Origin of the sequence: Sphingomonas sp. (assembly GCF_050725575.1) — a bacterium.
GTDB lineage: Bacteria > Pseudomonadota > Alphaproteobacteria > Sphingomonadales > Sphingomonadaceae > Sphingomonas.
This window is the reverse complement of record NZ_JBOHHW010000055.1, coordinates 1-17,914: the sequence shown is the minus strand read 5'-3', so window position 1 is coordinate 17,914 and position 17,914 is coordinate 1. Positions and strand designations below refer to the sequence as shown.

Annotated in this window: 11 protein-coding genes; 4 read left to right on the top strand and 7 right to left on the bottom strand. The window is 63.8% G+C overall.

Annotation, left to right across the window (positions count from 1 at the left end):
• Positions 1-59: 59 nt before the first annotated feature.
• The 7 genes from ACRECS_RS23705 to ACRECS_RS23675 all read right to left on the bottom strand — a co-directional run bounded on the left by ACRECS_RS23705 (position 60) and on the right by ACRECS_RS23675 (position 14,267).
• A complete protein-coding gene (locus tag ACRECS_RS23705) occupies positions 60-1,427 on the bottom strand; it encodes an EAL domain-containing protein (protein WP_431585430.1) in 1,368 nt (455 codons plus the stop codon).
• Between the two features lie 514 nt (positions 1,428-1,941).
• Complete coding sequence (argE, locus tag ACRECS_RS23700; RefSeq protein ID WP_431585429.1) at positions 1,942-3,111, bottom strand: acetylornithine deacetylase; 1,170 nt, start codon at positions 3,109-3,111, stop codon at positions 1,942-1,944.
• Between the two features lie 332 nt (positions 3,112-3,443).
• Positions 3,444-4,940, bottom strand: coding sequence for a flavin-containing monooxygenase (locus tag ACRECS_RS23695; RefSeq protein ID WP_431585428.1), 1,497 nt, complete (start codon positions 4,938-4,940; stop codon positions 3,444-3,446).
• Positions 4,941-5,050: 110 nt separating this feature from the next.
• Positions 5,051-9,319 carry a translocation/assembly module TamB domain-containing protein gene (locus tag ACRECS_RS23690; protein ID WP_431585427.1) on the bottom strand — a complete coding sequence of 1,423 codons (4,269 nt, stop codon included), beginning with the start codon at positions 9,317-9,319 and terminating at the stop codon, positions 5,051-5,053.
• Positions 9,319-11,448, bottom strand: coding sequence for a BamA/TamA family outer membrane protein (locus tag ACRECS_RS23685; protein WP_431585426.1), 2,130 nt, complete (start codon positions 11,446-11,448; stop codon positions 9,319-9,321). The genes ACRECS_RS23690 and ACRECS_RS23685 overlap by 1 nt, the downstream gene beginning before the upstream one ends.
• Before the next feature lie 138 nt (positions 11,449-11,586).
• Positions 11,587-13,731, bottom strand: coding sequence for a malate synthase G (locus ACRECS_RS23680; RefSeq protein ID WP_431585425.1), 2,145 nt, complete (start codon positions 13,729-13,731; stop codon positions 11,587-11,589).
• Between the two features lie 89 nt (positions 13,732-13,820).
• Positions 13,821-14,267 (bottom strand): MarR family winged helix-turn-helix transcriptional regulator, encoded by a 447-nt coding sequence (locus ACRECS_RS23675; protein ID WP_431585424.1) that lies wholly within the window; start codon positions 14,265-14,267, stop codon positions 13,821-13,823.
• Positions 14,268-14,458: 191 nt separating this feature from the next.
• Between ACRECS_RS23675 and hppD the strand changes: the two genes are divergently transcribed.
• The 4 genes from hppD to ACRECS_RS23655 form a co-directional block, all read left to right on the top strand.
• Positions 14,459-15,529 (top strand): 4-hydroxyphenylpyruvate dioxygenase, encoded by a 1,071-nt coding sequence (gene hppD, locus ACRECS_RS23670; RefSeq protein ID WP_431585423.1) that lies wholly within the window; start codon positions 14,459-14,461, stop codon positions 15,527-15,529.
• Positions 15,530-15,676: 147 nt separating this feature from the next.
• Positions 15,677-16,966 carry a homogentisate 1,2-dioxygenase gene (hmgA, locus tag ACRECS_RS23665; RefSeq protein WP_431585422.1) on the top strand — a complete coding sequence of 430 codons (1,290 nt, stop codon included), beginning with the start codon at positions 15,677-15,679 and terminating at the stop codon, positions 16,964-16,966.
• 146 nt (positions 16,967-17,112) lie between these two features.
• The gene (locus tag ACRECS_RS23660; protein WP_431585446.1) at positions 17,113-17,568 is read left to right on the top strand and encodes a MarR family winged helix-turn-helix transcriptional regulator; all 456 of its coding nucleotides are present in this window, start codon (positions 17,113-17,115) and stop codon (positions 17,566-17,568) included.
• Positions 17,565-17,914 (top strand): enoyl-CoA hydratase-related protein (locus ACRECS_RS23655; RefSeq protein ID WP_431585421.1); only part of this gene is annotated, 350 nt, incomplete at its 3' end. The genes ACRECS_RS23660 and ACRECS_RS23655, both read left to right, overlap by 4 nt.

Genomic DNA, 17,914 nt, shown 5'->3' with positions numbered 1-17,914 from the left:
GTCGTTACGGTTCTGATCCAGATAGCTTAAGGTCAGACTAAAGAAGCACCGATTCGGTGTTATCCGCTCTTCCAGAAGCTTGCCGGCCGCTTGAACATCGACGGGGCACTATATTCCTCCGGACGAAGCTTGTCGTCGCGCAGGAATTGGCGGAACGCATCGATCGAGATCGGGCGGCTGATCAGATAGCCCTGTACCATATCGCAGCCCATCACGGTCAGAAGCGCCATTGCTGCCTGAGTTTCGACCCCTTCGGCAGTGACTTCCATCTCGAGCGCATGGGCCAGGTCGATGGTGGAACGCACGATCAACGGGTCACGGTTGCTGCTCGTCAGCTGCAGCACGAACATCTTGTCGATCTTCAACTCGCGCGCCGGCAACTGCTTCAAATAGGCGAGCGAGGACAGGCCGGCGCCATAATCGTCGATCGCGATGGTAATACCGACATCGGCGAATGTCTGGAGGTTGGCGATCGCGCTTTGCGGGTCGCGAATCACCGATGTCTCGGTGATCTCGAAACCGATCTTCGCGGCGTTATCGCAAACCTTCGCGCAGGCCGCCGCGACAAAGCTCGTATCGGCGAGCAACTGGCCGGAAATATTGATGAAGATGGTCAGGTCATGCCCGTCCATGGCCAATGTTCGCTGATCCTCGATCACCTTGTCGAGCGTCCACAGCGTCAACGGCCCGATCTCGCCGATTTCCTCGGCGAGCGGGATGAAATCGCCGGGCAGCACAAGGCCACGGGTCGGATGCTGCCAGCGCACCAGTGCCTCGGCGCTGGATATCTCCTGCCGGCGGACATGGACCTTGGGCTGATACTGCAGGAACATCTCGCCATTGGCGATCGCCGCGCCAAGTTCACGCGTCAGCGTGAGCCGGTCAAACGCCGGCGTCCCCATCGACAGGTCGCGGATGACAATTGCCTGCTCGTCGCGCGCCTGATCGAGTGCGCTTTCGGTCTCTTCGGCCAGGCGAACGTCCTCGGTCGCGCCGACCGGGGCAGCGGCGGCACCGAACAGCATGCGGATCTCATGCGGCTCGCCATCGATGTTGACCGGCGTGGCGAATATCTCGGACAGGCTGGCAAGTGCTCGTTCCAGATCGGCGATCATATCGCCTTCGAAACCAAACTCGACGATCGAGCGGCCGACCACCGAAACGCGCACGCCGCCCAGGATCGATGCGATCTGGCTGGAGATGTCGAAGGCGAGCCGATCGGCGCGGCCGCGGCCGAGATGGCGGCGCAGCGCAGCGAAATTGGCAATTTCGCTCAGGCACAGAAATTGCCACGCCTTGACCGGCCGCGGGCCAAGACCGTCGGACAATTCGACGTTGCCGATGATCGAGATTCGCCGTCCGGCGCGGAACGCATCCATGCCGCCCTGAATGTCGGCGCTCGGCTCAATCCGCGCGTTTTGCGCCACGACCGACGGCGCCGAAATACGCAGTTGCGATCCGTATCGCACAGCATGGGGACCGGGTCCCGAATCTCTGGAAGCGCGCGCCATCATCCCGGGAGCTATCATGAGACGCTAAAGGAACTCTTAAAACGCCGCGCGGACTCCCCGCAAAGCCCGGAAATCCGATTGCTTTATCCTTAAAAAACCATTAATAATCACAAGCACTCACCTGAGTGCAACAAGGGAGAAAGCGTGTGCTCAAGTTCATTCTTGCGCTGGTGTACGGCGAGCTGATTCGCCCCTGGTAAGCCAGTCGGTCGGTCCGATACCTGGCAAAATTAGCCATTTTAGAGTGGGTTAGCCAAGGGTCGGATCGATATTTTAAGTTTCGGGCGCGTCGAATTTCCGCGCCGTCACGACTTGTCCGACAAGTCGGCGTTTACAGCTGAGCCCTGATTCGCGATTTGCGTATTTTGCGCATATCGAGCGCCATTCCGGCACCAATTTAGTTGAGCGTATTATTTGGTAGACGCTCTTTTTAGCGTCGGACCGCCTCGTGTAGCCGCGCCATGAACGCCGCGCCGCGCTCAAGCTGAGCGATTTCGAGATATTCGTCGGGCTGATGCGCCTGCTCGATCGAGCCCGGTCCGCAGATCACGACCGAGAATCCCGCCTGTTGAAACTGCCCCGCTTCGGCCGCGTAGGAAACCACCCGCGCCGGACCGTTGTCGCCAGCCAGGCGGCGGGTCAGCAACTCCGCGGCGCCGCCCGGTTCAGGTGCAAAGGACGGCGTGCTCGATCGTCGCACAACCTTCACCCCCGCCCCTTCGAAGCGAGCATTCAGGATCGCATCCTGCCGGATACATTCGGCAATGAAGGGCGCGATGATCGCGTCGGGCTCCTGACCGGGGGGTGCGCGCAAATCGAAGACAAAATTGCATTCGCGCGCCAGGATATTGACCGCCGTGCCGCCGATGATCTGCCCGATCGTCAGTGTCGCATGGCCGGGGCAATAGAGCGACGCGGGATCGGCATGATGTTCCAGTGCGTCGGCAATCCCGGCAAGCTGGTTCATCAGACCCACCGCGACCATGTTCGCCGAGATGCCGAGATGCGTCAGGCTGGAATGCGCTTCATGCCCGGTCACGGTGACGCGCCAGGTCGAAATTCCCTTATGGCCGCTCACCACCTCCATATTGGTCGGTTCACCGACCACCACGGCGGCCGGCGGGGGTAATTCGGTCACCAACTCGTGGATCATCGATGGCGCGCCGAGGCAGCCAATCTCCTCATCATAGGAAAAGGCGAAATGTACTGGCCGCGCATTGCCCTCGCGCACGAAATCAGGCGCGGTTGCCAGTGCGAGCGCCAGAAAACCCTTCATGTCGCAGGTGCCGCGGCCATGCAGCCGGTCGCCGCGCCGGGTCAGCGTGAATGGGTCGCTGCTCCAGGGCTGGCCATCGACCGGCACGACATCGGTATGCCCCGACAGGACGATCCCGCCCGGCACCGACGGCCCCAGCGTGGCATAAAGATTGGCCTTGGTGCCCTCGGGATTGGCGACGCGACGCGACGCCACGCCCAGCCCGCCCAGACACGCTTCGACATATTCGATCAGCGCCAGGTTCGAATCGCGCGACGTCGTGTCGAACGCAACCAGCCGGGCGAGATGCTCGGTAGCGGCGGCATTGATCTCGGCTGGCGTCATCGAACCTGCCTTAGCGGCACTCCAGCCGGCCGCCTAGGGTGCCGGCGTTTAATCCGAGCAGAAGTCAATTTAGTCTCTGATATATCACGATATTACATGCCATCTCGACGAAATCGGCGGCGAAGATATGGCACATACCGGTGTAACATATCTCCGCCGCTGTCGCTTCAGACTCGTCGCCAGGGCTGTCGCCGACGGCGATTCAACCACCACACAGGATCGGACATATCATCGCTTGTCGGACTATTACCGGCACGCTCTTTAGTGTCAGCAAACAGCATTGCGCGCCCGATGCCCTGGAATCGTTCACGCCCGGGGGCGGCGAACGGTGATCAGGCCGGCACGGCCTCGCGCTTGTCCACGGCGCTTTTCCGGGCCGGCACGGGATTGGAAAACTCCATCTCGGCGTCGACCGAGCCGAATTTCAGCGTTAGAATATCGAGCGCATAATTCTGGTAGAGTTTCCACGGCTTGCGATCGCCCTGCTTGGGAAATTTCTCCATCGCGCGGGTGACATAGCCGGAGCTGAAGTCGAGGAACGGCTCGGGCTGCATCGCTTCGCTTGAGATACGCGGTGTCGCCTGGCGCAGGCCGCGTTTGGTCATGGTGTTGAGCAGGCGGCAGACATAGCTGCAGGTCAGGTCGGCCTTCAGTGTCCAGGAGGCATTGGTATAGCCGAACGACGATGCCAGATTGGGCAGGTCGCTATACATCATGCCCTTGTAATTATAGGTCTTCGACAGATCGACTGCCGCGCCGTCGACGCTGAATGCGACATCGCTGAGCAGTTGCAGTTCGAGCCCGGTGGCCGTGACGATGACGTCGGCGGCAAGCTCCTCGCCGGATTCGAGCTTGATCCCCGATGGTGTGAACGCATCGATCCGGTCGGTGACGATCGAGGATGTTCCGGCCTTCAGCGATTCGAACAGGTCGGCATCGGGAACGAGACAGAGCCGCTGATCCCAGGGGTTGTAGCGCGGCGTGAAATGCTTCGCGACGTCATAGTCAGGGCCGAGATGGTCGCGGACCATGCCGATGATCCGCTCCTTCACCCGTTCCGGCTTGCGGCGTGCCAGGCGGAAGAAGAACATACCGAACAGCACATTCTTCCAGCGCGTGATTCCATAGGCCAGTTTCGACGGCAGTTTGGAGCGCAGCCAGTTGGCGATGCTGTCCTCCGACGGGCGCGACACGACATAGGTCGGCGAGCGCTGCAGCATCGTGACATGCGCGGCGCGCTTGGCCATTTCCGGCACCAACGTCACCGCCGTCGCGCCGCTGCCGATTACCACGACCTTCTTGCCCGAATAATCGAGATCCTGCGGCCAATGCTGCGGATGGACGATATTGCCGGCAAAGCTCTCGGCGCCGGGGAAATCGGGCGTGTGGCCCTTGGCGTAGTTATAATAGCCGCTGCACATGAAGAGGAAATTGCAGGTAATCCGGACCGGCCCGTCCGGCCCGTCGGAGACGACCGTCCAGCACGCATCCTCGGTCGACCAGGACGCAGTCTTGACGTGGTGATTATAGCGGATGTGGCGGTCGATACCGTTTTCGTGCGCGGTATCGTTGACATATTTCAGGATCGACGGCCCGTCCGCGATCGCCTTCGCCTGGGTCCAGGGACGGAAGGAATAACCAAGCGTGTACATGTCCGAATCGGACCGGATGCCAGGATAGCGGAACAGGTCCCAAGTGCCGCCAAGCTGCGGGCGCCCCTCGAGAATCACATAGCTGCGATCCGGGCTCAGCGTCTGCAGATGATAGCCGGCGCCAATACCCGAAATTCCGGCACCGACCACAATCACGTCGAAATGTTCAGTCGTCATATCGTCTCTCCGCAATACCCGATATTCGATTTTTCGGTTGCAGAAAAGGACTGAGTTTACTGAACGGGATCAAAATAGTGCCCGGAAGGGCGTCGCCCCTCCTGCGCCGCTCAAAAATCCTTCGAATATTTGATGCTGACGTTCGACCCGCCGAACGACCCGGCCTGCGACAGGACGCTGAGGCTCTTGGTCAGCGCGACCTGCAACTGGGTCGCAGTGAAGCCCCGCGCATCGGTGATGATCTCGATATAGATATTGTCCGAGATATATTGTCCGGCGGCGAGCGCGGTGCCTCGCCCGGTCGCTTCGTCGGCACCGAGAATACGCAGCCGGTCGATCCCGGTTGCCGAGCGCAGCTTGCCGAGCGGGTTGAGCCCCCCGCCCGACCCGCGCAGCGAATTGAGCGCGGCGGCGAGCTGGATCGCTTCGGTCGCCGACAGGTTGGTGACCGAACTGCCGAACAGCAAGCGGCTGAGCACTTCGTCCTGCGGCAGCGACGGTGTCGAGGTGAAGGCGATGCGTGGTGCCTGCCCGCTGCCCGAAATGTTGATCGCGACGGTGATGCCGTTGGTCGTCGTGCTTGCGGTGATCGCGATCTGCGGGTCGGCGAGCGGGCCGCCGGCAAAGGTGATCGTGCCGCTGTCGAGCTCGAAGCGCTTGCCGGCGAACGAATAGGTACCGCGCACGACCTTGGCCTGCCCGCTGACGGTCGGCGCCGCCGAAGTACCGCCGATGCGCAGGTCCATGCTCCATTCGGATTCCAAGCCCATGCCGGAGACGAACAGCTTATTGTCACCGCGAACGCGCAGGTCGAGTTTGAACAGCCCGGCGGGCGCCGCCACCGCGCGATCGGTCGGCCGGCGTACCAGGTCGCTCTTGCGCCGCACGCCGGTCAGTTCGGGCACTTCGGCCTGGCCCTGGACGATGACCTGATAGCGCGCCTCGGGGATGATCAGCGTGCCGCGGATCAGCCCGCCATTGGCCTTGCTGTTGGTCAGTATGATATCCCCGGTCGCGGTCGCGCCGAGCGCATCGCTGCGCGCAAGGCGGGCATTGCTGAGCTTTGCGCGAATATCGATCGGGAAGCCTTCATCGGCGGCAAAGCCAATCGACCCTTGCGCGGAAACACTACCGTCGCCGGCAGTCGCCTGAAGCTGAGTGATGTCGAGCCGCGTGTTGGTGAAGCGGCCGGCGAGCTTCATGTTGGTCAGGCGCGTCCCATATGTCTCGTTTTCGTAGGTCAGCTTGTCGGCGCGGATCACGCCGGTCAGGCTCGGCGACTGCGCACGGCCAGAAAAATCGGCCGCGACAGCGATCGGGCCCGACAATTGCTGATCCGGCTGCGCCGCAAGCGAGAAGAGTACACCGGCCGGGCCATTATAGCGGATGCCCCCGCCGAGCGGCGCCTCGAGCAGCCGAGTGGTCCAGCTGCCGCTGCCGGGCGGCAAGGGATTGAGCGTCGCAACCATGCGGCCGACGGTCGACGTTCCACGCTTGATCAAGGCGCGGAAATCGCCGCCTTCGGGCACCAGCTTGCCCGCAAGGACGATATCGACCGGCTCCGACACCGCCGCGAGGCTGGAGCGAGTGAAACCCTTGATCGTCGCGCGCAGATCGGCTTGCGGGAAGGACGACGATGTCGGCTGGGTGAAATCGAGGCTGCCGGTCGCTGACCCGCCAATACCGAGATTGGGGATTAGGGCGTTGACCACCGACAGGTCGAGCGCGTCGAGCCGCGTCTGGATCGCCAGCCCCTTGCCATAGGTCCCGGCAATCCGCGCCGAGCCCTTGTCGAAATCGAGCCGCGTCGGCAGCAGGCGATAGCTGCCCTTCTCGATCTGGATCCGTGCCGGCGTACCGGTCTTGAACCCGATGCCATTGGCGCGGCCCTGCGCCGCAACCAGCCACAAATTGGGGCTGAGCCGCGAATTGACTGCGATGGTGAAGGGCACGCCGTTCGATCCGGTCGCCACTGCCCGCGCTGAGCCGCTGCCATTGCGATAATCGATCTTCGCGCGCGCCGAGGACAGGACGGTCGGACCATAACGCAGGTCGGCGAGCTGCACATCGGCCACCACTTGCGGCTGGTCGTACAGCACGACATTGGCGGCGACGATCGCACGGCCAATGGTGAAGTCGACGGTGCCGGGAATGGTCGCGGCATAAGCGCGCGCGGCAATATCGGCGCGCTGATATTTGCCCGTCGCCCCCAGATTCGCGGCGCCGGTGATACCGGAACCGGCGAACTGCACGCGTCCGGAGAATGGCCCAGCCGCCGTCTGCTGCAGCTTGCCGGTGATATTCATGCCGGCAAAGCGCGCGGTGCGGATGTCGACGCCGAGCGCCGCGCCGGGGCGCACGATCACATCGGCGGAAAAAGGCCCATAATCGGTCCCGCCGGTGGCGATAACGGCATAGGTCGTCCCGTCGCCGCGGATACGCGCTTCGAGATTGGCAAGGCCGATGCCGACACCCGGGCGCGGCGCACGCAACAGGACGACCGGCTTGGTGGTCGTGCCCGACACGCGCGCGAACAGCGGGCCATATTGCGTCGAATAGCCATCGGCATTGACCAGGATGCCGCCGGCCGGATCATATCGGCCCGAACCGCCCGTGATGCGGAATTCCGGCGCATTGAGCCGCAGATTGCGGAACGTGATGATTCCGTTCGGATCATAGCCGATATCGGTCCGCACCACGGCATTGCCGCCGAGAAAGCTGCGCGCGCCCTCATTGAAGATCTGCGAGGTACGCGCGACGATCCGCCCGGCGATGCCGAAACCGCCGCCCGGCGCGGTGACCAGCTTGGCATTGGTGGTCAGGTTGATGATGCCGATGCTCTCAAGCCGGTAATCGTTCACCCGCCCGTTGATCGCGCCGGTATAACGTCCGGTCGAGACGTTGGCGGCGATGATCGCGGTGGCGTCGATCTTGCGCGATCGGATGCGCAGATTGTCCGACAGGATATTCGCGCCCGAAATCGCAAGATCGCCATTGACCGCAACATTGTCGAGCAGCCCGCCCGCCGCAGCATTGAGCCCGACGATCCGCGCCGCCCGCGCATTGACGGGCACAAGGATATGCTCGGCATCGACCTTGGCGAGACCATTGGCGATGAGGCTTTCGACCCGCGTTTCGCCGAAACCGATCGAGGCGGCGCGGATCGCGTAAGCCACCGTCGGCGTGGCGAATGCCCCATCGAGCGTCAGGTCCGCCGCGACGTCGCGCCCGTTGAGATTGGGCAGGATCGCGCCGGGCGTCAGCAGCCGCGCATTGAGCCTGAACTGGCCGAACCGGCTCTGCGCCAGGTCGATCAACCCGGCACCGCACACCGCGATCGCATTCGACGACAGCGCCAGCTTGGTGTCGACACGGCGCTCGTTCAGCGCGGCGTCGATCGCGACCGTGACCATCGGCGCGGTCAGGCGCGCGATCGGATTGTCGGGCGTCGGCACGGGCTTCGCCTTGGTACCCGGCTGCGCCGCGGCCTGTGCCGGAGAGCCCACGACATAAAGCGCCGGCTGCGCCGTGCCCCGGATCTTGAAAGTGCCGTCATTCGCCGCGAGCGAGAGATTGGCGAACGGCTGCCCGCCCAATGTCCCGATCGCCTTGCCGGTCCACGCCTTCCAGCTTCCCGCACCGCTGAGCGTGAAGTCGAGCGGCGCGGTCAGGCCCGCCATACTGGCGACGAGACCGCTAGCCGGCGCCTGGACCTTCGCATCCAGATCGAGCTTGTTCTGCGCGGGCACCGCGTCGAGCTTCAGCGCCAGCCGGTCGCCTCCGGCAATCCCCTGCCCGGTCAGCGCCACGGCATTGGCGGTGATCTGGGCGCGCGCGTCGGCGATGTGCGCGACGCCGTCGATGCTGACGATATGCGCAGCTCCACTGACTGCCTTGGCCAGCACCAGCCGGTCGATCTTCAGCCGGCCGATATCGATGTCGAGATCGGGCAGCAGCGGGGCATTGGGGTCGCCGGGCTTCAGTTCGGGGCTGCGCTGCACGGTGACCAGCCTGGTCGTCGCCGACCGCACATCGACATGGTTGCTGGCAAAGGCGAAAGGCCGCCAGTCGACATCGATGCGCGGGCTGGTCAGGAACACGCCCTTGGGATCGCTGACCCGCACATCGGTCAGGATCATCGCGCCATAAATCGAACCGTCGATCCGCCCGACCTTGATGTTGAAGCCCGACGCCGTGGTGTACCCGCCAAGGAAATTGGCGACAAGCCGCCGCCCCGGGCTGGTGTTGAGCCCGAACACGAGCAGCGCCAGCACTGCGATCAGACCGAGCAGGCCGATCGCCACCCATTTGACGATCGACAGCCATAGCGGACGGCGAGCTGCGCCAATGGTTTCAGCGGGCACGGTATCGTCGGCCATCAGAATGCCTGACCGATCGAGATGTACAGCGCGACCTTGCCGTCACCCGGCCTTGGATTGAGCGGCGTCGCGACATCGACCCGCAGCGGTCCGAAATTGGTGTAGAAGCGCCCGCCGATACCGGCGCCGTAGCGCAGGTCGGACCCCTTGGGCAGCACGCTTTCATACGCGTTGCCGCCATCGATGAACGGCACAATGCCGAAATTGCCGAACCGGTAGCGCGCCTCGAGCGAGAATTCGTTGAGGCTGCGCCCGCCGACCGGGTCGCCATTGGGATCGAACGGCCCGAGCCGCTGATAGCCATAGCCGCGCACTGACCCGCCGCCGCCGCCATAATAACGCCGCGACGGCGCGAGATCGTCGCGATCGACGCCGGGGATCGACCCCGCGCGCAACCGCCCGGCTAGCACGATGCTGTCGCTGACATGCTGATAGATGCTGCCCTCGATCAACACCCGGGCATAGGGCCGCACGCCACCGCGCACGGATGTTTCGGGGCTGAGGCTCAGCTTGAGCCGATAGCCCTTGGTCGGGTTGAGCAAATCGTCCGACGTGTCGAACTGCGCCTGGGCCGGCAGTGCGAGAATGCCATAAGTCGCGCGGCGCTTTTCGAGGCGCGAGAAATCATAGACGCTCTCATTGGTGCCGATCAGCTCGAAGCCGTAAGCATAGGTGAATTTCTTCTGCCAGATCGGCGTCGAATCATAGCTGATCCGCCCCGCCAGTGTGCCGGTAAAGGCATTGAACGCGTCATAGTTGGAATGATTGGCCGACGCGGTCAGCGACACGGTGCGGTCGCGTTTTCCGGCATTGGATCGGCGGAAGGTTGCGCCCAGCCCTTGTTCCTGCGTGCCAGCGACTGCCGACAGGATCAGCGCGCCCTCGGGCTTCCACAAATTCCGGTGCGTGAATGATCCTTCGAGGCGGAAACCCTGGCCGGTCGAATAACCCGCCGTCGCGCCGATCGAGCGCGGCGGCCCCGCTTGCTGCCGGACCAGCAGGTCGACCGCCTCGGTGCCGTCGGGGCCGGGCTTGCCGGTCCGCACCGGCTCAACCGACACGGTCGAGAACAGCCCGGTCGCGACCAGCGCGTCGCGCAGATCATCGACCTTGCGATTGTCGTACAGTTCCCCGGGCTTGAAGCGCGCCAGCACGCCGACATGCTCGGCATCAAAGGCCAGCTTGCCCTCGGTCGAATAGCTACCGAACGAGGATCGCGGCCCGGTATCGACCGGCAGCGTATAGGCGCCGGTCCAGTTCGCATCGTCGAGCAAGATGTCGCGCTGCCCCAGCGTGACGAAGGGATAGCCCTGCTGCGGCAGCTTCAGGCTGAGATTGGCCTCTGCCCCCTGTACCCGGTCGGCCTCGATCGGGTCGCCGATGCGCAGCGGCAGTTCGCGGGTCAGCAGGTCGGGCGGTGTGACCGGCCCGGCCTCGATCGCGATCGATCCGAGCTTGTAGGGCTTGCCCGGCGTCGCGCTGATGATCGCCCGGACATTGCCGTTGTTCGGCACGCTCTCGATCGTCGAGCTTGCGGTGCCGTCATAATAGCCGCGCGACTTCATCAGCCGCACGGCAAGCGCCTCATCCTCGCGTGCCCGCGCGGAAACCATCGCCGCGTTGGCAGCCTTGCCGCCGCCTTCCTTCAGCGCGGACAGCGCGTTGAACTGCCCGGTCAGGTCGAGATCGTCGAGACCCTTGACCTGCGTGTCATACCGGATGACCACCGTCTTGTCGTCGGCGGTATCGGCGACATCGACCGGCGGGTTCGAATCGAACGTGCCAAGCGCCGGCAGCGGCTGCGCCAGCTCGGTCTCTTCCACCGGCGGCGGGGCGAGCGCATCCGGATCGGCCGGCGATACCATCGCCGGCGTTTGGGCGGGAACCGGTTGCGCGGATGGCGCGGCCGGCATCGCCTCAAGCGGGGCGTTGATGTCGTCGCTGAGCTGCGGCAGCGCCTTGTCGAAATCGGGATCGCTGACGATCGGCTTCTCGGCATCCGGATCGACGGGTTGGGCAACCGCCGGAGGCGTCCGGGGCGAACCGGAGGGCGCGGCCGGCGGCGTCTGTTGCGCCGCCAACGCAACCGGTAGAACGAGCCAGGTGCTGGAAAATGCCAGAAAGTTCAAACCGATTATTCCCCTAAGGGGAACCTTTCCGGCCACACCCCCGTCCCCCATGCCAACGCCCGAGCCACGCTTTGGTTTCGCATCAATTCAGCACGCCGTCACCACCGTTCGACGCCTAATGACCCGGCAAGCGTCCCGTTATGCGGCCTTCACTTTGGCCCGATAGGCATGAAGCAACGGTTCGGTATAACCGCTTGGCTGGCTCACGCCTTCGAACACCAGCGCACGCGCTGCCTGATAGGCCAGGCTGGTCGCTTCATTGCCCGACATGGCGCGGTAGAGCGTGTCGCTCGCATTCTGCGCATCGACCTTCGCCGCCATGCGCTTGAACGCGGCATCCACATCCGCCTCGGTCGCGACGCCGTGGAGCAGCCAGTTGGCCATATGCTGCGAACTGATCCGCAAGGTGGCGCGATCTTCCATCAGGCCGATATCATGAATGTCAGGCACCTTCGAACAGCCCACACCCTGGTCGATCCAGCGCACGACATAGCCGAGAATACCCTGCGCATTATTGTCGAGCTCGGTGCGGATTTCCTCGGGCGTCCAGTTGCGCCCGCCTGCGACCGGCACGGTCAGCAATGGCGCGAGGCCGGGGATCGCCTCGCTGGCGATCTCCTTCTGCCGCGCGAACACATCGACCTGGTGATAATGCATCGCATGCAGCGTCGCCGCGGTCGGGCTCGGCACCCAGGCGGTGTTGGCGCCCGACAGCGGGTGGCCGATCTTCTGCGCCATCATGTCCGCCATGCGATCGGGCGCGGCCCACATGCCCTTGCCGATCTGCGCCTTGCCGCTCAGGCCGTGCGCCAGGCCGATACGGACATTGCGGTCCTCATAGGCCTTGATCCAGTCGCTCACCTTCATCTCCGCCTTGGGGATCATCGGCCCGGCGCGCATCGCGGTGTGCATCTCGTCGCCGGTCCGGTCGAGGAAGCCGGTGTTGATGAACACGATACGGTCCTTCACCGCCGCGATACAGGCAGCGAGATTGGCCGAGGTGCGGCGCTCCTCATCCATCACGCCGACCTTCAGCGTATGGCGCTCGATCTGCAGCAGATCCTCGACCGCATCGAACAGCATATTGGTCAGCGCAGCTTCTTCGGGACCGTGCATCTTCGGCTTGACGATATAGACCGAGCCGGCACGGCTGTTGCGATACCGGCCCAGGCCGCGCAGGTCATAGAGTGCGATCGTGCTGGTCATGATCGCATCGAGAATGCCCTCGGGCGCCTCGCTGCCATTCGCCAACTGGATTGCCGGCGTGGTCATCAGGTGACCGACATTGCGCACGAACAACAGGCTGCGGCCGGGCAGCGTCACTGCGCCGCCATCGGGGGCGGTATAGCTGCGGTCGCCGTCCAGCTTGCGCGTGACGGTGCGGTCGCCCTTGGTGAAGCTTTCTTCCAGGTCGCCGCGCATCAGGCCGAGCCAGTTGCTATAGGCCAGCACCTTGTCGTCGGCATCAACCGCCGCGACCGAATCCTCGAGATCGACGATCGAGGTCAGCGCGGATTCGAGAATCACATCGGCAATGCCGGCAGGATCCTCGCTGCCGATCGGATGGCTGCGGTCGATGACGATTTCGATGTGCAGGCCGTGATGACGCAGCAGCAGCGCCGACGGACTGGCCGGATCGCCGCGATAGCCGGCAAAGGCCGATGGGTCGCTGAGCGCCGGCGTCTGACCGGTCAGCAGGCCCCGCGCCATCAGGACGCCGTTCGCCACGCTGAGCGACGCCACTTCGTCCCATTTGCCGTTCGCCAGCGGCACGGCTTGATCGAGAAACGCCTTGGCCCGCTCGATCACCTGCGCGCCGCGCTCCGCATCATAGCCACCGGGCCGCGCGCTGCCGGGCAACGTATCGGTGCCGTAGAATGCGTCGTAAAGGCTACCCCAGCGCGCATTGGCGGCATTGAGCACGAAGCGCGCATTGAGCACCGGCACCACCAGTTGCGGCCCCGCCATCGTCGCAACCTCGGCATCGACATGCGTCGTGCCGATCGTGAAGGGCGCGGGTTCGGGCACAAGATAGCCGATCTCACGCAGATACGCCTCGTCGACCGGCTCGCCCGCGGCATAGCGCGCGTCGATCAGCGCCTGAAGCGACTCGCGTTTGGCCAGCAGCGCGACATTCTCGGGCGTGAAGCGGGCGAAGATATCCGCCACGCCGCGCCACCAGTCGCTGGCATGAATCTGCAGTCCCAGCAGCACTTTACCCTCGACGAACCGCACCAGGGGTTCGGCAACCGACAGACCGGCACGATCGAGCATCTTGGACATTAGTCCTCCTTGGAAGAGTGCAACAGCCTGGGGAGGGCGACTTCTGCCGCTTAAGCCAGCCGGGGGCCGGGCATCAACCCCGTTTGGCTCTAAGCCGGATCGATCTTGTCCGCCGACGCCTCGACCCGGTCGAGCAATGTGCGGAACGTCGCGATCTCGGCGGCCGAGAATCCGGCAAAGACCTGCTTCTCCAGCGCCAGCGCCTTGGGCGTGACGCTGTCGTACAGCGATTTGCCCGCCGCCGTCAGCGACAACAGATGCGATCGCTGATCGTCCGGATTGGGCCGCCGCTGCACCAGGCCGCGATCATAGAGCGCGATCGCGGCACGACTGACCGTCACCTTGTCCATGCGCGTCGCCGACCCGAGCGCCTGCTGAGTCATCCCCTCGCCTTCAGCAATGACCGCGATCAACCGCCATTCCGGAATCTTGAGCCCGAACAGCGACTGATAGGCGGTGGCGATCGCCGACGACACGCGGTTCGACGCGATCGACAGGCGGTAGGGTAGGAAATCGTCGAGTTTGAGCTTCGGCATGGTCGTTTCCTAATGCACCCTTCCCTGTTCGTCATGCCGGTTCCGGCATCCACATCTCCGCTCGACATGACGCGCCTGAAGCACGGTGGACCCCGGAACACATCCGGGGTGACGGCATTGGGATAGACGAGCCCTTCTCAAACCGATATAGTATCATCTGTAACCAAATTTCCCGTCACGGAGATACCGTCATGACTGCGACCGAGAACCCCATGGGCCTGAACGGCTTCGAGTTCGTCGAATTCACCAGCCCCGATCCGGAAGCGCTGGCCGATCTGTTCGTGAAGATGGGCTTCACTCATGTCGGCACGCACAAGTCGAAGAATGTCCGCCGCTACGCGCAGGGCGACATCAATTTCCTGCTCAACATGGATGAGGCCGGCCAGGTCGCCGGGTTCCGCAACGCGCATGGCCCCTCGGCCAACGCAATGGCCTTCCGCGTCGCCGATGCGGATCAGGCACTTAAGCTGGCGATCGAGCGCGGCGCGAGCCCCGTGAAGGGCGAGCATGGCCCCGGCGAACTCGACATTCCCGCGATCGAAGGCATTGGCGGCGCCAATCTCTATCTCGTCGACCGTCACGGCGGCGAGACGATCTACGACACCGATTTCGAACCGGTCGCTGGCGCGAATGCGGACGATCATGCGGTCGGCCTGCACACGCTCGATCATCTGACGCATAATCTGCAGCGCGGCCGGATGGATTATTGGGCCAATTATTACGAGACGATCTTCAATTTCCGCCAGATCCGCTATTTCGACATTGAAGGCCAGGCGACCGGCCTGTTCTCCAAGGCGATGACCGCGCCCGACGACAAGATCCGCATCCCGCTCAACGAAAGCCAGGACGAGCATTCGCAGATCGAGGAATTCATCAAGGACTATAAGGGCGAAGGCATTCAGCATCTCGCGCTGGCGACCGACGACATCTTCGGCACGGTCGACAAGCTGCGCGCCAATGGCATCAAGTTCCAGACCACGCCGCAGACCTATTTCGACCTGATCGACAAGCGCCTGCCCGGCCACAATCATGACGTCGAGGAAATGCGCAAGCGCGACATCCTGATCGATGGCGCACCGGAAACCGGCGGCGGCCTGCTGCTGCAGATCTTCACCGAGAATATGGTCGGCCCGATCTTCTTCGAAATCATCCAGCGCAAGGGCAATGACGGCTTTGGCGAGGGCAATTTCAAGGCGCTGTTCGAGAGCATTGAGCTCGACCAGATCCGCCGTGGTGTGGTGCCGGGGAAGGTCGACGCTTAAAATCCTTCCCCCCTTGTGGGAGAAGGTGGCCCGAAGGGCCGGATGAGGGGGAGTGAGTGAAGCATCAGCGGCAGTCCCCCTCACCCTCCCAAGCTTCGCTTGGGCCCCTCCCTCTCCCACAGGGGGAGAGGGGAACAAGGACGTGCGATGACTGACTACCAAACCGGATTCGGCAATCACTTCGCCACCGAAGCCGTGCCCGGCGCCCTTCCCATCGGCCGCAACTCGCCGCAAAAGCCGCCGTTCGGCCTCTACGCCGAACAGCTCAGCGGCACCGCCTTCACCGCACCGCGCCACGAGAATCGCCGCTCCTGGCTCTATCGCCTGCGCCCGTCCGCCGCACACCCCGCCTTTGCCCGCTATACCGGCGCCAAGCGTTTCGCCCCCGGCCTCAGCAAGGATCCGCTCGCGCCGAACCGCCTGCGCTGGGGCCCGACCGACATTGAGGATGCCGACTGGCTCGACAGCCTGACGACGATGATCGTCGCGGGCGACGGCCCGGCGACTCAGGCCGGCGTCGCCCTGCATCTCTATGCCGCGTCGAAGGACATGGTCGACCGCGCCTTTGTCAGCGGCGATGGCGAATTGCTCATCCTCCCGGAAATGGGCGCGCTCACCTTGCTCACCGAACTCGGCCGGATCGACGTGAAGCCGGGCCAGGTCGCGCTGATTCCGCGCGGCATACGCTTTCGCGTAACGCTCCCCGACGGCAAGGCGCGCGGTTATGTCGCGGAGAATCACGGCCAACCCTTCCGCCTGCCCGATCTCGGCCCGATCGGCTCGAACGGCCTCGCCAATCCGCGCGACTTCGAAATCCCTGCCGCCTGGTATGAGGACCGCGAAGGCGATTTCGAGCTGGTGCAGAAATTCCTCGGCGCGCTGTGGACCACTCAGCTTGGCCGCTCACCGCTCGACGTCGTCGCCTGGCACGGCAATTACGCGCCGTGCCGCTACGATCTGGCGCGCTTCAACACCATCGGCAGCGTCGGCTTCGACCATCCCGACCCGTCGATCTTCACTGTGCTGACCTCGCCAAGTGACGTGCCCGGCACCGCCAACGCCGACTTCGTGATCTTCCCCCCGCGCTGGATGGTCGCCGAGGACACGTTCCGCCCGCCCTGGTTCCACCGCAACGTGATGAGCGAAGCAATGGGCCTGATCCACGGCGCGTACGATGCCAAAGCCGATGGCTTCGTCCCCGGCGCGCTGTCGCTGCACAACCAGATGAGCGGCCATGGCCCCGATGTCGCGAGCTGGAAAGGCGCGAGCGAGGCGGAGCTCAAGCCGCACAAGATCGACGGCACCATGGCCTTCATGATCGAAAGCCGCTGGGTTTTCCGCGCGACCGATTTCGCGCTGAAGACCGGCACGCTCGATGAAGATTATGATCAGGTGTGGACCGGCTTTCCCAAGGCGCAATTGCCCGGCGCGGTTTGATCCGCATTCTTCCGGATCTTCTGAACGGATCACGCGCACATCGCCCTTGTCGGCACGCCGATTGCCGGCTTTTCCCATGTATCGGGTCACTTGATTTACTTCGTATACGAACTACATGGTTCGCATACGAAGAATCGGTGAAAGCGATGACCAAGGCGAAGGACGGCGCCGAAAATGGCAGGCGCGAGCGGTTCATCTACCTGCTCAGTATCGCCCAGCGGCGAGTCCAGGCCGCGATTCAGGATGAAAGTGACGGCGCGACCGCGGCGCGCGGAGGGCTGTTGATGGCGCTCTCGCCCGAAACGGGCACGCCGATGGCGCAGCTCGGACAGGTGCTGGACCTCGGGGCACCGGCCTTGTCAGGCCTGATCGATCGGACCGCGCGCGCTGGCCTGATCGAACGCCGCCCCGACCCGGCCGATGGCCGGGCATGGATCATCATGCTGACGCCCGAAGGCATGACCGCGCGGACGGACGCGATCAGCGGTGCGCGCACGATGAATGACCGGCTTTGCGACGGCTTTGACGACCAGGAGCTCGCGATCGTCGCGCGCTGGCTCGACGCCGTGCGCGAGAAATTTCCCAAGGAGAACGGCAAGTGACCGACCATATTCAGATCGAGCAATCGAACGGCGTGCTGACGCTCGTGATGAACCGCCCGGACAAGAAGAATGCGCTGACCGATGCGATGTACAAGGCGCTTGCCGATTCGATCGAAGCGTCGAACCACGACGCCGAGGTCCGGGCAATCCTGATCCGCGGTGAAGGCGACCTGTTCACCTCGGGCAATGATATCGGCGAATTCGCCGTGGCTGCCGCCGGCGGTGAAGGCTCGCGCAATGTGGGGCGCTTCCTCCACGCGATCGCCACCGCCACCAAGCCGCTGATCGCTGCCGTGCAGGGCCGCGCGGTCGGTGTCGGCACCACGATGCTGCTGCACTGCGACCA

What these genes read in the sequence shown, in the direction of transcription:
- argE (WP_431585429.1), bottom strand. Translation starts at nt 3,111, where the DNA reads ATGACGCCAGCCGAGATCAATGCCGCCGCTACCGAGCATCTCGCCCGG.
- ACRECS_RS23695 (WP_431585428.1), bottom strand. Translation starts at nt 4,940, where the DNA reads ATGACGACTGAACATTTCGACGTGATTGTGGTCGGTGCCGGAATTTCG.
- ACRECS_RS23690 (WP_431585427.1), bottom strand. Translation starts at nt 9,319, where the DNA reads ATGGCCGACGATACCGTGCCCGCTGAAACCATTGGCGCAGCTCGCCGT.
- ACRECS_RS23680 (WP_431585425.1), bottom strand. Translation starts at nt 13,731, where the DNA reads ATGTCCAAGATGCTCGATCGTGCCGGTCTGTCGGTTGCCGAACCCCTG.
- ACRECS_RS23675 (WP_431585424.1), bottom strand. Translation starts at nt 14,267, where the DNA reads ATGCCGAAGCTCAAACTCGACGATTTCCTACCCTACCGCCTGTCGATC.
- hppD (WP_431585423.1), top strand. Translation starts at nt 14,459, where the DNA reads ATGACTGCGACCGAGAACCCCATGGGCCTGAACGGCTTCGAGTTCGTC.
- hmgA (WP_431585422.1), top strand. Translation starts at nt 15,677, where the DNA reads ATGACTGACTACCAAACCGGATTCGGCAATCACTTCGCCACCGAAGCC.
- ACRECS_RS23660 (WP_431585446.1), top strand. Translation starts at nt 17,113, where the DNA reads ATGACCAAGGCGAAGGACGGCGCCGAAAATGGCAGGCGCGAGCGGTTC.